The organism is Lentzea flava (assembly GCF_014648475.1).
Taxonomy (GTDB): Bacteria; Actinomycetota; Actinomycetes; order Mycobacteriales; family Pseudonocardiaceae; genus Lentzea; species Lentzea flava.
Window position 1 is genome coordinate 1 of the sequence record NZ_BMRE01000069.1, and the last position, 13,659, is coordinate 13,659.

Consider the following 13,659-nt stretch of genomic DNA (forward strand, 5'->3'; position numbering starts at 1 on the left):
TATTCATATTACTGGCTGTGTTTCGGCACGCTGTTGAGTTCTCAAAGAACACGCGCTCATCATCACGATCCGCCACACGGCGACTCGATCCGAGGCTGTGTCGTACTTAAGCTTGTGTTTGAAACTTCCGACGCCCTTGGCCTCTGAGCTCAGACGAGCTACCGGCTGGGTCTTCATCGTTTCGCGGTCACCCACTCTACCACAGTCCGTGGAAGCTTGGTTCGTGACCCTTGCCGCACTCCGTTCCGGTGTTCCCGGCCCGTTCCGCGCTGGCAGAGAGAAAGTTACACGCACGCCAACTCGGGGTCAAATCGGGGGCAACCCTGTCACCCGCGGTTAAGAAACCGCAGGTCAACAGCCCCATACAGGACCCACGAACAAGCTATCGCAGCCCCGATGCCGTGCACAGTGTGACCGCCGTCACGTCGAGAAAGATCGAAGGCCGCCGGCCCGCAGTGGGGTCGACGGCCTTCGAGGACCTGAAACAGCAGGTCAGAGTTCCACGTGCACGCCTGCGTTGTTGCGCTTGCCGCGCCGGAGCACCAGCCACTTGCCGTGCAGGAGGTCCGACGAAGCCGGCTTCCACTCCTCGTCGGTCACCTTCGCGTTGTTCACGTAGGCACCGCCCTCCTTGACCGTGCGCCGCGCGGAACCCCGGCTGTCGGCCAGCCCGGACGCCACCAGCAGGTCGACGATCGTGGGCTCGTCGGCCAGCCGGACCTTGCCGGTCGGAGCCTCGGCCAGCGCCGCTTCCAGCACCGACGCGTCGAGGTCGCGGAGCTCGCCCCGGCCGAACAACGCCTGGGACGCCAGCTGCACCTGCTGCGTCGCGCGCTCACCGTGGACCAGGTCGGTGAACTCCTGCGCGAGACGCTTCTGCGCGGTGCGCAGGTGCGGCGCCTCCGCCGTCTGCTTCTCCAGCTCCTCCAGCTCCTCGCGGGAGAGGAAGGTGAACAGGCGCAGGTAGTTCAGCACCGTGACGTCGTCGACGTTCACGAAGTACTGGTACCAGGCGTACGGCGAGGTCATCTCCGGGTCGAGCCAGACGCGCCCGCCACCGGTCGACTTCCCGAACTTGCGGCCCTCGGCGTCGGTGACCAGCGGCGCCGTCAGCGCGTGCACCTGCTTGCCCTCGACCCGGCGCACCAGGTCGACACCGCTCACGATGTTGCCCCACTGGTCGGAGCCGCCGATCTGCAGCGCGGTGCCGTACCTGCGGTTGAGCTCCAGGTAGTCGTTCGACTGCAGCAGCACGTAGCTGAACTCGGTGTACGACATGCCGTCGGTCTCGAGGCGGCGCTTCACCGTCTCGCGCGAGAGCATCACGTTGACCGAGAAGTGCTTGCCGACGTCCCGCAGGAACTCGAGCGCGCTGACCTGGCCCGTCCAGTTCAGGTTGTTCTCGACGATCGCACCCGTGGGCGAGTCGTCGAAGTGCACGAACCGCTCGAGCTGGCCGCGGATCCGGTCGGCCCACTCGGCGACGGTGTCCAGCGAGTTCAGCGTGCGCTCACCGGTGTCGCGCGGGTCGCCGATCATGCCCGTCGCACCGCCCGCCAGCACGATCGGCCGGTGGCCCGCCATCTGGAAGCGCTTGAGCATCAGCAGCGGGACCAGGTTGCCGGCGTGCAGGGACGGTGCCGTCGGGTCGAAGCCGCAATAGAGGGTGAGCGGGCCGGCGTCCAGGTCCTTCCGGAGTGCGTCGAGGTCGGTGGACGTCGCGATCAGGCCGCGCCAGGACAGTTCGTCAAGGATGTGCTCGCTCACGTCCCTCATTGTCGCCTACCAGGTCGAACGGGTTTCCACCCGGTGCGCGGACGGGTAACCGGCGGCTATGACGGAGCCACGTGACGAGTTACGGCGGCCCACCGAGCGCATTCCGCGCGTGAACGAACCGGTGGTGGAGGAGGTCGTCGAACACGACGACACCTACCGCAAGGTGCGGACGGTGCACACCGTCTGTGCAGTCATCGACATCGTGTGTTGGACGTTCGCCATCGTGCTGTTGGTGCACATCTTCCTGGTGGTGGCAGACGCGAACGCGGCCAACGGGTTCTTCCAGTTCGTCGCGGGTTGGGCGAACGGGATCACCCTCGGCCTGGACGGTCTTTTCGCACCGGCCAGCCCGAAGGTCGCGGTGCTCCTGAACGAGGGGCTGGCCGCGGTTCTGTGGTTGCTCATCGGCGCGCTGCTGACGAACCTGATCACGCGACTGGCGCTGCCGGTCGACCACCGGCGCGCCTGGTACCGCCGGACTACGGCCGTCCGCTGACGACGCGGCGCGGCAACACCACGCCCAGGCTCTCGGCCCAGTCGAGCGCCTGGGCCAGTGATCGTTCGCCGACGAGCGTGGCGGCGGCGGGGCGCACGGTGCACCGCCGCCACTGCTCCGCGTTCAGCGTCAGGTGATCCACCTGCGGCAACGACTCGACGTCCACGTCCGCACCGGACACGTCGAGAACGCGCAGCCTCGGCAGCTCGGGCAGGTCGACGCGCGCACCACCGCTGACCGTGAGAGAGGTCAGACGTTCCAGCGCGGGGACGTCGGCCTCGGTCGCGGTCACGTGGAGACGTTCCAACGGCAGGTCAGCAAGGCCGCCGAGTCGCAGGCGTCCTCCGCTCACCTTCAGGTCCCGCAGGTCGGACAGGCTCGCGAGCGGGGCCAGGTCGGCGTCGCCGAGGTCGTACAGGCCGAGCTCCCGCAGGGTCTGGAACCTCCGGGACACCTCGGCCACCACGTCGAGGTCGTAGTCCTCTGCGTAGTAGTGGGCCCTCATCCCGGGGTGGTCCGGATGCTCTGGCGAACGGTGCCACTCGGTCACGGACTCGGCGAGGAGCTCCAGCGGCTGGCAGTTGAGGGACGCCAAGATCACCTGACCGACGCGACCGCGCGGACCGGGAGCGAGGTCGACGCACAAGGTCACTCCGGACGGGTACCGCACGATCGGTACCCACAGCGGATGGAAACCGACGAGCTGCACGGCATCGCGAGGTCCGGTGTACGGGATCGGCTCCGCCCATGCGCCATACCTGTGAGCGAAGAAGGACGCTTCGTCGTCGAGCCGTTCTCGCCGCACGGTCAGGATCTCGTCCGCCGGCAGCAGGGTGTGGTCGCCGAACTCGGTGACACCGCTGCGGTACAGCTCGTGCACCTCAGCCGGCAGCGGCACGCCGAGCTCGGCTTCGACGGCGGCCAGCGGACCGGTCGACGTCACCTCGGTCCGCTCGTACGGCGGAATCAGGTGCCGCGGCCGCGGTTCGAACACAAGGCTGTAGGTCGGCGGCAGGAGGCCATCTTGCTGATGGATGCCTTCGGTCAGGAGGGCGGTGAACGCTCCATCCGGCTCGATCCTCATCTCGACGACCACCTGGCCGTCAGCGCCCAACGCGACCAACGAGTCCAGGCGCCGAATGCGCGGATCTTCCTCGGCCGACCCTGACGTGACCCGGTGGCCGGTGAACCCGGAATCGCAGGTGGCGCGCAGAGTCAGGTAGTCCCAGCCCGGCTTGGCTCTGGCAACGAGTTCCGCGGCCAGTTCGGCCAGCTTCTTCTCCATGTGATCCCCCAGGATGTCGAGGGCCGTACTTTAGACCGGTGGCTGAGTACGAGTTCGACGTCGCGCCGTCGTTCGCCGAGGAGGACCGCGACCGGGTGCTCCCGATCGTCGACCGCCTGAAGGCGATGGGTGTCGAGGTCTTCTACGACAGGGACCGCGAGGTCGAGATGTGGGGGCGCGACCGCGTCGAGTACTTCTCCGAGACGTTCAGCCACCGTGCGAGGTTCGTGCTGTTGTTCAGCTCGAAGCACTACGTCTCGAAGTGGACGCGCCTTCAGAGCCGTGCGGCGATGGCGCGCGCGTTGGAGGAACACACCGAGTACGTGCTGCCGATCCGGATCGACGACACGCCCGTGCCCGGCCTCTTGCCCACGATCGCGTACCTCGACATGCGCCAGCACAGCGACGAGGTCATCGCACAGGCCGTCGTGCAGAAGCTGGCACAACACCGTGCGTCGTTCACGCCCACCACGCCGATCACACCGCAGTCGGTGGCGGCACTCGTGCGGGAGAAACCGCGCGGCTGGGAGTACCTGCTGTACGTGACCGTTGTGTCGCAAGGGCTTGCGAAGCTGGAGTCGAAGTACTGGGAGCACTTCCTCCGCTATGCGCCGCGCAACGGTGCGGTCGAGCACGGCAGCGGCATCGAGCTGATCCGCGACCGGAACGTGCTGCTGAGCGAGATCATCAAGGTCGCGGTCGAGACGCTGTTCACCGGCGACACGCAGGAGGCCGCGTTCGGGGCGCCTGGGGAGGCCGGGGATCCTTCGCGGATCGTGCACCTCGGCGAGCTGTTCGTGCGGACGTTCGACGAGATCCTGGAGTGGGCTCGGGGAATCCACGCGACGAGTTACGCGCAGGAGCAGGCGCGGGTCGCGGCTCGGATCCAGGCTCAGTTCGCGGATCAGCAGCTGCGGGCGATGCACGCGGTGGCGCAGGACCTGCGGCAGGTGGCGGACACGCTGGTCGAGCGGTTGACGGCCGGTGAGCAGATCAACATGACCGTGCCGCTGGTGTTCGAGGTGGATCCCGAGCTGGAGCGGGACTTCCGGGAAGCGCTTGACCGGCTGTGATGGAGAAGAAGATCTGGAAGGCTGTCGAGCCGCCCGAGTTGAAATTCGACGTGGCGGCTTCCTATGCGAAGCACGATGAACACGAAGTTCTACCGATCGTGCGACAACTCAAGGAAATGGGTATTCGGGTGTACGACCGCAAGGACATGGCGGTCGACAACTGGGGCAAGAACCTGGTCGAACATTTGCCGCGAATCTTTCGGGAAGTCGGATACAGCCTCGTATTCATCTCGAAGCATTACGTTACCGAGGTGTTGGCCAAGGTCGAACGCCAGGCAGTCCAATCACTGGACGTGGAACTGGATGGAGAGTTCCTGCTGCCGATCAGGCTCGACGACACCGAGTTACCCGGACTCCTACCGACTGTGCAGCACCTGGACCTGCGCCTGCACGGCGTGGACACCATATGCCAGGCAGTCGCGCAGAAGCTGGCCCAGCATCGTTCCGCTTTCACTCCTCAGACACCTGTCAATGCTGAGAGCGTGTCGGCGCTTCTCCGTGAAAGGCCTCTCGGCTGGGAGTACCTGCTGTACACGGCAGTGGTGTGGCAGGGATGGCGCGACCTGGAGGGCAAGTACCGCGACCATTTCCACCGATACGCACCGCTCAATGGTGTCGTCGAGTACGGCGACGGGCTGGACGACATCCATAAGCGGAACGTCATGCTGACCGAACTCATCACGGTCGCACGCGAAACCTTGAGTGACGACGCGCAGAAGGAGTTGTTCGGCGGTCACGGCGACCCGGACGATATCATCCACTTCGGACGATTATTCGTGCGAATCTTCGACGATTTCCTCGAATGGGCCCGGGGCATCTACGGCACGAGCTACGCCCGCAGGACCACACGGGATGCATGTCGCCTTCAGGCATGCTTCGCTGACACGCAGCTGCGTGCCATGCACAAGGCCGTACTTCATCTGCGGGCATCAGCCGACACCCTGGTGGAGCGAGTGGTTACTGGCGACGAGATCGACACCAGCATCGACATGAAGGCGGTGGAGACCAGCATGGAGGCGCCGCTGGGGTTCGAGATCGACCCAGAGCTCAAGACCGCGTACTTGGCGGCGTACAAGAAGCTGTCAGGCTGAGTTGCGGCGCTTGCCGCCCCGCTTGTACGTCGACACGGCAGGCGAGTCGATCCAGAACCGCCACGGCACGTCCATTGCCACGGCGACCCCGACACGAGGGCCGGAACGGACCGAGGTCGCGGGCTCCCCCGCGTACAGCCGCACCGGCGAGGAAGCGGAGGTCAGGTCCAGCCCGTTGGACGAGCGGTCCAGCCCCAGCACCTTGCACAACCGGGCCGGTCCCTTGGCGAGTTCGGCGGCCGAGCGCGAGGCAGGGCGGCGGGAGAACGCGATGTCCTCGCCGGACACCACCTCGCCCGCGCGCAGCAGCACGGCGCCGGGCACGCCGTCGACCAGGGACACCACGTTGGCGCAGAAGTGCATGCCGTAGACGAAGTAGACGTACAAGAAGCCTGCCGGGCCGAACATCACCTCGTTGCGCGGGGTTTTGCCGCGGTAGCAGTGGGAGGCCGGGTCGTCGCCGCCGCGGTAGGCCTCCACCTCGACGATGCGCACGCGCACGTCGCCCGCTTCCAGGTACGCGCCGAGGAGGAGCTGGGCCGCGTCGACCGGGTCGATGGCCAGCTCCTCCCTGGTCAGCAGCCTAGAACTCACGCGCCGCCGCAGCCTTGGCCACCAGCGCGTCGAGCTGCTCGCGGACTCGGGACGGGGCCGTGCCGCCGTGGGCGTTGCGGGAGGCGATCGAGCCCTCGACGGTCAGCACGGAACGGACCTCGGGGGTCAGCGCCGGCGAGATCGCGGCGAACTCCTCGTCGGTCAGCTCTTCCAGGCCCACGCCACGGGACTCCGCGGCACGCACGCACGCGCCGGCGGCCTCGTGCGCCACGCGGAACGGGACTCCTTGGCGCACGAGCCATTCCGCGATGTCGGTGGCCAGGGTGAAGCCCGCGGGGGCCAGCGACGCCATGCGCTCGGTGTCGAAGCGAAGCGTCGCGATCATGCCCGCGAACGCCGGGAGCAGGAGCTCCAGCTGCTCGACCGAGTCGAACAGCGGTTCCTTGTCCTCCTGCAGGTCGCGGTTGTAGGCCAGCGGCTGGGCCTTCAGCGTCGCGAGCAGGCCCGCCAGGTTGCCGATCAGGCGGCCCGACTTGCCGCGCGCGAGCTCGGCGACGTCCGGGTTCTTCTTCTGCGGCATGATCGAGCTGCCGGTGGACCACGCGTCGTCCAGCACCGCGAAGCGGAACTCGGCGGTGGTCCAGATGATGACCTCCTCGGCGATGCGGGAGAGGTTCACGCTGATCATCGCGAGCACGAACGCGATTTCGGCGGCGAAGTCGCGGGAGGCTGTGCCGTCGATGGAGTTCTCGACCGGGGCGTAGAAGCCGAGGTCGGCGGCCACCTTCGCCGGATCCAGGCCCAGCGACGAACCGGCCAGGGCGCCCGAGCCGTACGGGGAGAACGCGGCGCGCTTGTCCCAGTCGTGCAGGCGCTCGACGTCCCGCAGCAAGGCGTGCGCGTGGGCCAGCAGGTGGTGCGACAGCAGCACGGGCTGGGCGGACTGCAGGTGCGTGCGGCCCGGCATCACGGCGCCGAAGTTCGTCTCGGACTGCGCTGCCAGCGCGTCTACGACGTCCAGCACACCGGCGGCGACGCGGCGGGCGCCGTCGCGCAGCCACATGCGGAAGAGCGTCGCGACCTGGTCGTTGCGGGAACGGCCGGCGCGGAGCTTGCCGCCCAGTTCGGTGCCCGCGCGGTCGATCAGGCCGCGCTCCAGGGCGGTGTGGACGTCCTCGTCCTCCAGGACCGGGGTGAAGGCGCCGGACTCGACGTCGGCCAGCAGCTCGTCCAACGCCTTCTGCATGCCGGCGAGCTCTTCGTCCGTCAGCAGGCCCGCCGCGTGCAGCACACGGGCGTGCGCGCGCGAGCCGGCGATGTCGTACGGCGCCAGCCGCCAGTCGAAGTGCGTCGACAACGACAGCCGCGCCATCGCCTCGGCCGGTCCCGACTCGAACCGGCCACCCCACAAAGAACTCATTGCACGCAACTCTCAGCTAGCGAAGTCGTAAAGAGATTCTTCCGAACGGGCCACGAGCCCGACCACGCGCCCCTCGTACAGCGCGATGTCGACCTCGCCGGAGCCCGCCGGCAAAGCCATCCGCGCCACCCGCACCGCCACCGAGCCCAGGCTGGACCTGACCACCCCGGCGCGGAAGTTCAGCTCGCGGATCGCCTCGGCGACCGACACGGTCTCGCCGTCGACCGCCACCGGCACGCCGGCGTCGAACGTCAGCACCGCGTGCACGGGGTCATTCATCGACGGAACCCGAGGCCAGCGCGGTGATCCGGTCGGCGAGCTCGGCACCGGTCATCGGTTCGCGAGCCACCACCAGGATCGTGTCGTCACCCGCGATCGTGCCGACGACCTCGTGCAACGCGGCGCGGTCCAGCGCCGACGCGAGGAACTGGGCGGCGCCAGGCGGAGTCCGCAGCACGGCGAGGTTGCCGGAGAAGTCGGTCGAGACCAGCAGCTCGCCGAGCACGCGCACGAGCCGCGTGGTGCCGCCCTGGACGCCGCGCACCGGGCTGCCGTCCTCCGGGATCACGTAGACCGGCGCACCGCCGTCAGGGCCGCGCAGCTTCACCGCGCCGAGCTCGTCCAGGTCGCGCGACAACGTGGCCTGCGTGACCTCGATGCCTTCGGCCGCAAGGAGTTTCGCGAGCTCGGACTGGCTGCGGACGGCGCGCTGCGACACCATCTCGACGATGCGGCCCTGACGGGCGGTGCGAGTCACGACGACTGCTCCAGCAACCACACGAGCAACGCCTTCTGGGCGTGCAGGCGGTTCTCGGCTTCCTGCCACACCAGCGACTGCGGGCCGTCGAGCACCTCGTCGGTGATCTCCCAGCCGCGGTGGGCGGGAAGACAGTGCAGCACCGTCGAGTCGGCCTTTCCGGTCGCCTCCAGCAGCGAGGCGTTCACCTGGTACGGGCGGAACGGGCCGACACGGTCCTTGCCGTCGTTCTCCTGCCCCATGGACGTCCACGTGTCGGTGACCAGCACGTCCGCGCCGTCGACCGCCTCGCGCGGGTCGCTGATCAACGACACCGAACCACCGGTCTCGGCGGCGCGCTTCTTGGCGTCCTCCAGGAACTGCGGGTTCGGCACGAAGCCCGCCGGCGCGCCGATGCGGACGTGCATGCCCGCCGTGGCGCCACCGAGCAGCAGCGAGTGCGACATGTTGTTGGCGCCGTCGCCCAGGTACGTCAGCGTGAGGCCCGCCAACCGGCCGTAACGACGACGGATCGTCTGCAGGTCCGCGAGCACCTGGCACGGGTGGAACTCGTCGGTCAGCGCGTTGACCACGGGAACCCGCGAAACGCTGGCCATCGCCTCGATGCGCGCCTGTGCGAACGTCCGCCACACCACGGCGTCGACGTATCCGGACAGGATCCGGGACGTGTCCTCGATCGTCTCCTCGCGGCCCAGCTGCATCGACCGGCCGTCGATGATCACGGGGTTGCCGCCGAGCTGCGCGATGCCGACCTCGAACGACAGCCGCGTGCGCGTGGAGTTCTTCTCGAAGATCACGGCGACGGCCTTGGGGCCCGCCAGCGGCTTCGCGGTGAACCGGTCCGCCTTGTAGGTGTCCGCGAGGTCGAGGACGGCGGACTGCTCGTCCGGCGTCAGGTCGTCGTCGCGCAGGAAGTGCCGCACCGTCACTGCTGCTCCTCAAAGAAGGTCGGGAGCGCGGCCACGAAGGACTGCGCGTCGGATTCGTCCAGGATCAGCGGCGGCGCCAGGCGGATGACGTCGGGCTGGATGGGGTTGATCAGGTAACCGGCCTTCTGCGCGGCCGCCGCGGCCTTCGCCGAGACCGCCTCGCGCAGCATGATGCCGAGCAGCAGGCCGGCTCCCCGCACCCCGGAGATCGCCGGGTGGTGCAGTGCCTCCACGCCGGCCGCGATCTCCTTGCCCACGGACGAGGCGTGCTCCAGCAGGCCTTCCGCGGCGATCGTGTCGAGCACCGCGAGGGCGGCCGCGCAGCACACGGGGTTGCCGCCGAACGTGGTGCCGTGGTGTCCGGGCTGGAACAGCTCGCCCGCCGCGCCGAACCCGATCGTGACGCCCAGCGGCAGGCCACCGCCGATGCCCTTGGCCAGGGTCATGACGTCCGGGACGATCCCGGCCTGCTGGAACGCGAACCACGTGCCCAGCCTGCCGACGCCGGTCTGCACCTCGTCGAGGACGAGCAACGCGCCGTGCTCGGACGTGATCCGGCGCGCCTCCTGCAGGTAGCCCTCCGGCGGCAGCACAACGCCCTGCTCGCCCTGGATCGGCTCGACGACGAACGCCGCCGTGTCGTCGTCGATCGCGGCCTCGAGTGCCGCCACGTCACCGAACGGGATGTGCGAGACGCCGGGCACGAGCGGTTCGAACGGCGTGCGCTTCGCGGGCTGGCCGGTCAGCGACAACGCGCCCATCGTGCGGCCGTGGAAGCCGCCGAGCGTCGCCACGATCTTCGTGCGGCCGGTGCGGCGCGACATCTTCAACGCCGCCTCGTTCGCCTCGGCGCCGGAGTTGCAGAAGAAGACCTTGCCGGGCTCTCCCGCGAGGTCGAGCAGCCGCTCGGCGAGCTTCAGCGCGGGCTCGTTGACGTACAGGTTCGACGTGTGGCCGAGCTTCGAGATCTGCGTGGTGACGGCCTCGACGATCTTCGGGTGCGCGTGGCCCAGCGCGTTGACCGCGATGCCGGTCAGCAGGTCCAGGTAACGGTTGCCGTCGGTGTCCCAGACGTAGGCGCCCTCGCCGCGCTCCAGCGCGAGCTGAGGGGTGCCGTAGTTGTCCATCATGGACTGTTGCCAACGCGTGGTCACTTGTCCCCCAACACCATCGTGCCCACACCCGAGGAGGTGAAGACTTCGAGCAACACCGAGTGGGCCAGCCGCCCGTCGATCACGTGCGCCTGCGGCACCCCGCCGCGCACCGCCCGCAGGCAGGCCTCCATCTTCGGCACCATGCCGCTTTCCAGGTCCGGCAGCATCTTCTCGAGCTCGGCCGCGCGGACCTGGTGCAGTAGCGACGACTTGTCCGGCCAGTTCGAGTACAGGCCCTCGACGTCGGTCAGCACGACGAGCTTCTCCGCGCCCAGAGCGACCGCGAGAGCACCCGCCGCCGTGTCCGCGTTCACGTTGTGCGGCACGCCGTTGACGTCCGGCGCGACCGACGACACGACCGGGATCCGGCCCGCGCGCACGATGTCCAGCACCGCGTCCGGATTGACCTCGGTGATGTCGCCGACGAGACCGATGTCGACCTCTTCCCCGTCCACCACCGCGCCACGACGCGTGGCCGTGAACAGGTGCGCGTCCTCACCGGAGATGCCGACGGCGTAAGGACCGTGCTGGTTGATCAGGCCGACGAGCTCACGTCCGACCTGGCCGACGAGGACCATCCGCACGACGTCCATGGCCTCCGGCGTCGTGACGCGCAGACCGCCGCGGAACTCGCTGTGGATGCCGAGCTTGTCCAGCATCGACTTGATCTGCGGGCCGCCGCCGTGCACGACGACCGGGCGCAGGCCGCACAGCCGCAGGAACACCATGTCCTCGGCGAACGCCTTCTTCAGCTCGTCGTCGACCATGGCGTTGCCGCCGTACTTGACGACGACGAGCGCACCACGGAAGCGCTGCAGCCACGGCAGCGCTTCGACGAGGACTGCCGCCTTCTCTTGTGCGTTCATGAGGAGTACGCGCTGTTCTCTTCGACGTAGTCGTGGGACAGGTCCGTCGTCAGGACGGTGGCCTCGGCGTCGCCGACGTTGAGGTCGATGACGATCTCGATCTCGCGGCCGCTGAGGTCCGCCTCCGACCTGTCGCGGTCGCGGGTTCCGTTGCGGTACAGCGACACCCCGTTGATCAGGATCTGCAGGACGTCCGGGTCGATCTCGGCGTCCGCGCGGCCCAGCGCCATCGCGATGCGGCCCCAGTTCGGGTCGCTGCCGAACAACGCGGTCTTGACGAGGTTGTCCTCGGCGACCGTCCGTCCGATGTGGACGGCCTCGGCCTCGGTGGCGGCCTGCTTGACGGTGATGCTGATTTCCTTCGTCACACCCTCGGCGTCGCCCTGGAGCTGCTTGACCAGGTCGGCGGAGACCTCGGTGAGCAGAGCCACGAAGTCGTCGAACGACGGCTCGACACCCGCGGCACCCGAAGCCAGCACCAGGACCGTGTCGTTGGTGGACGTGCCACCGTCGACGTCCAGGCGGTCGAACGTGCGCCCGGTGGCCAGGCGCAGTGCCTTGTCCAGCTCCTCGCCGGAGATCTTGGCGTCGGTCGTGATGACCGACAGCATCGTGGCCATGTTCGGGGCGAGCATGCCGGCGCCCTTCACGAACCCGCCGACCGACCAGCCCTGCTCGGAGGCCTTCCACGCCTGCTTGGGGCGCTTGTCCGTGGTCATCACGCCGGTGGCGGCGTTGAGTCCGGCCTCGACGGAGGAGTCCAGCTCCTTCGCGGCGTTCTCGACGCCCGTGAGCACCTTGTCCATCGGCAGGCGCTCACCGATCAGACCGGTGGAGCAGACCGCGACGTCGACGGCGCCGATGCCGAGCACCTCGGCGACCTTCTCCGCGGTGGCGTGCGTGTCCTGGAAGCCCTCGGGTCCGGTGCACGCGTTGGCACCGCCGGAGTTGAGCACGACCGCGGTGAGTCGCCGGGACTGGATCACCTGCTGCGACCACAACACCGGCGCGGCCTTCACCTTGTTCGTGGTGAAGACGCCCGCGGCGGCGTCGGACGGCCCGTCGTTCACGACGAGCGTCAGATCGAGAGCGCCGGATTCTTTGATCCCGGCGGCGATCCCGGCGGCCCGGAAGCCCTTGGGTCCGGTGACGCCCTTGTTGCGGTTCACGGAGCGACTCCAACGGTCGAGAGGCCGGTCGTTTCCGGCAGTCCGAGAGCGAGGTTCATGCACTGGACAGCGGCACCCGCGGTGCCCTTGGCCAGGTTGTCGACGGCGGCCACGACCACGAGCCGGTTCAGGTCGGAGTCGACGGTCACTTGCATCTGGACGGCGTTCGAACCGAGAACCGCGTTCGTGGTCGGCCAGAAACCTTCGGGCAGAACGTGGACGAACGGCTCGTTCGCGTACGCCTTCTCGTAGGCCTCGCGAACACCGGAAGCGTCCTTCAGCTGCGCGGTGCAGGTCGCGAGGATGCCCCGCGACATCGGCGCCAGCACGGGCGTGAAGCTGACCTTGATCGGCCGGCCGGCCGCGGCGCTCAGGTTCTGCGTGATCTCCGGCGTGTGCCGGTGCGCGCCGCCGACGCCGTACGCGCTGGCCGAGCCCATGACCTCGGACCCGAGCAGGTTCGGCTTCAGCGACTTGCCCGCACCCGACGTGCCGGACACGGCGACGATGACGACCTCGTCCTCGATCAGGTCGACAGCGGGCGCGAGGGCCAGCGACGACACGGTCGGGTAGCAGCCGGGAACGGCGACGCGACGCGCGCCGACGAGCCTTTCCCGCTGGCCGGGAAGCTCGGGCAACCCGTACGGCCAGGAGCCCGCGTGCTCTCCGCCGTACCACCGCTTCCAGTCGTCGGCGCTGGTCAGCCGGTGGTCGGCACCGCAGTCGATCACCACGGTGTCGTCGCCGAGTTGCTCGGCCAGCTCGGCTGAGTGACCGTGGGGAAGTGCGAGGAACACCACGTCGTGGCCCTTGAGGGTCTCGGCTGTGGTGTCTTGTAGCTGTCGGTCGGCGAGCGGCAGGAGGTGCGGCTGGTGCTGGAGCAGCTTGTCGCCGGCGCTGCTGTTGGCGGTCAGCGCGCCGATCTCGATGTCCGGATGGCCCAGTAGCAGGCGGAGCAGCTCGCCACCCGCGTACCCGCTGGCGCCCGCGACCGCGATCCTCACTGTCATGCGCATGATTATGCACAGTCATGCAAACCCACTCAACCGAGTATGGCCACCCGACCACCCGATCGAGGCCACCTGGCG

Annotated in this window: 14 protein-coding genes; 3 read left to right on the plus strand and 11 right to left on the minus strand. The window is 68.4% G+C overall.

Annotated features, from left to right (window positions below; genetic code table 11):
• Nucleotides 1-492 precede the first annotated feature (492 nt).
• The gene (tyrS, locus tag IEZ09_RS41025) at nt 493-1,767 is read right to left on the minus strand and encodes a tyrosine--tRNA ligase (protein WP_189259255.1); all 1,275 of its coding nucleotides are present in this window, start codon (nt 1,765-1,767) and stop codon (nt 493-495) included.
• A 67-nt stretch (nt 1,768-1,834) separates the two neighbouring features.
• On the opposite strand from tyrS, the gene IEZ09_RS41030 reads away from it, so the two are divergent.
• On the plus strand, nt 1,835-2,272 hold the full coding sequence (locus tag IEZ09_RS41030) for a hypothetical protein (protein WP_189259256.1): 438 nt from the start codon (nt 1,835-1,837) through the stop codon (nt 2,270-2,272).
• Here the strand turns inward: IEZ09_RS41030 and IEZ09_RS41035 are convergent.
• Complete coding sequence (locus IEZ09_RS41035) at nt 2,256-3,557, minus strand: SMI1/KNR4 family protein (RefSeq protein WP_189259257.1); 1,302 nt, start codon at nt 3,555-3,557, stop codon at nt 2,256-2,258. The genes IEZ09_RS41030 and IEZ09_RS41035 overlap by 17 nt on opposite strands.
• A 38-nt stretch (nt 3,558-3,595) precedes the next feature.
• Here IEZ09_RS41035 and IEZ09_RS41040 point away from each other — a divergent pair, with 38 nt between their 5' ends.
• Together IEZ09_RS41040 and IEZ09_RS41045 are read left to right on the plus strand one after the other, a co-directional pair.
• Nucleotides 3,596-4,630: a toll/interleukin-1 receptor domain-containing protein gene (locus tag IEZ09_RS41040; protein ID WP_189259258.1), complete on the plus strand. Its 1,035-nt coding sequence runs from the start codon at nt 3,596-3,598 to the stop codon at nt 4,628-4,630.
• A complete protein-coding gene (locus tag IEZ09_RS41045) occupies nt 4,630-5,721 on the plus strand; it encodes a TIR domain-containing protein (protein WP_189259259.1) in 1,092 nt (363 codons plus the stop codon). The genes IEZ09_RS41040 and IEZ09_RS41045 overlap by 1 nt, the downstream gene beginning before the upstream one ends.
• Here IEZ09_RS41045 and IEZ09_RS41050 read toward each other — a convergent pair.
• The 9 genes from IEZ09_RS41050 to argC are packed head-to-tail and all read right to left on the minus strand — an operon-like array spanning nt 5,713 to nt 13,581.
• Complete coding sequence (locus IEZ09_RS41050) at nt 5,713-6,315, minus strand: DNA-3-methyladenine glycosylase (RefSeq protein WP_189259260.1); 603 nt, start codon at nt 6,313-6,315, stop codon at nt 5,713-5,715. The genes IEZ09_RS41045 and IEZ09_RS41050 overlap by 9 nt on opposite strands.
• Nucleotides 6,305-7,696 (minus strand): argininosuccinate lyase, encoded by a 1,392-nt coding sequence (argH, locus tag IEZ09_RS41055; RefSeq protein ID WP_189259261.1) that lies wholly within the window; start codon nt 7,694-7,696, stop codon nt 6,305-6,307. Before argH ends, IEZ09_RS41050 begins: the two co-directional genes overlap by 11 nt.
• 12 nt (nt 7,697-7,708) lie before the next feature.
• The gene (locus IEZ09_RS41060) at nt 7,709-7,975 is read right to left on the minus strand and encodes an argininosuccinate synthase (RefSeq protein ID WP_189259262.1); all 267 of its coding nucleotides are present in this window, start codon (nt 7,973-7,975) and stop codon (nt 7,709-7,711) included.
• Complete coding sequence (locus tag IEZ09_RS41065) at nt 7,968-8,453, minus strand: arginine repressor (RefSeq protein ID WP_109640889.1); 486 nt, start codon at nt 8,451-8,453, stop codon at nt 7,968-7,970. Before IEZ09_RS41065 ends, IEZ09_RS41060 begins: the two co-directional genes overlap by 8 nt.
• The gene (gene argF / locus IEZ09_RS41070) at nt 8,450-9,382 is read right to left on the minus strand and encodes an ornithine carbamoyltransferase (RefSeq protein ID WP_189259263.1); all 933 of its coding nucleotides are present in this window, start codon (nt 9,380-9,382) and stop codon (nt 8,450-8,452) included. Before argF ends, IEZ09_RS41065 begins: the two co-directional genes overlap by 4 nt.
• Nucleotides 9,379-10,512, minus strand: a complete 1,134-nt coding sequence (locus IEZ09_RS41075; protein WP_189259283.1) for an acetylornithine transaminase — start codon at nt 10,510-10,512, stop codon at nt 9,379-9,381. The genes argF and IEZ09_RS41075 overlap by 4 nt, the downstream gene beginning before the upstream one ends.
• A 20-nt stretch (nt 10,513-10,532) precedes the next feature.
• A complete protein-coding gene (argB, locus tag IEZ09_RS41080; RefSeq protein ID WP_189259264.1) occupies nt 10,533-11,402 on the minus strand; it encodes an acetylglutamate kinase in 870 nt (289 codons plus the stop codon).
• Entirely contained in the window at nt 11,399-12,571 is a 1,173-nt protein-coding gene (argJ, locus tag IEZ09_RS41085; protein WP_189259265.1) for a bifunctional glutamate N-acetyltransferase/amino-acid acetyltransferase ArgJ, read from the minus strand. Before argJ ends, argB begins: the two co-directional genes overlap by 4 nt.
• Nucleotides 12,568-13,581: an N-acetyl-gamma-glutamyl-phosphate reductase gene (argC, locus tag IEZ09_RS41090; protein WP_189259266.1), complete on the minus strand. Its 1,014-nt coding sequence runs from the start codon at nt 13,579-13,581 to the stop codon at nt 12,568-12,570. The genes argJ and argC overlap by 4 nt, the downstream gene beginning before the upstream one ends.
• Nucleotides 13,582-13,659: the final 78 nt, after the last annotated feature.

Coding starts and splice junctions, on each gene's coding strand:
- IEZ09_RS41060 (WP_189259262.1), bottom strand. CDS start 7,975: ATGAATGACCCCGTGCACGCGGTGCTGACGTTCGACGCCGGCGTGCCG.
- IEZ09_RS41035 (WP_189259257.1), bottom strand. CDS start 3,557: ATGGAGAAGAAGCTGGCCGAACTGGCCGCGGAACTCGTTGCCAGAGCC.
- IEZ09_RS41075 (WP_189259283.1), bottom strand. CDS start 10,512: ATGATGGACAACTACGGCACCCCTCAGCTCGCGCTGGAGCGCGGCGAG.
- argH (WP_189259261.1), bottom strand. CDS start 7,696: ATGAGTTCTTTGTGGGGTGGCCGGTTCGAGTCGGGACCGGCCGAGGCG.
- argB (WP_189259264.1), bottom strand. CDS start 11,402: ATGAACGCACAAGAGAAGGCGGCAGTCCTCGTCGAAGCGCTGCCGTGG.
- IEZ09_RS41045 (WP_189259259.1), top strand. CDS start 4,630: ATGGAGAAGAAGATCTGGAAGGCTGTCGAGCCGCCCGAGTTGAAATTC.
- IEZ09_RS41030 (WP_189259256.1), top strand. CDS start 1,835: ATGACGGAGCCACGTGACGAGTTACGGCGGCCCACCGAGCGCATTCCG.
- argC (WP_189259266.1), bottom strand. CDS start 13,581: ATGACAGTGAGGATCGCGGTCGCGGGCGCCAGCGGGTACGCGGGTGGC.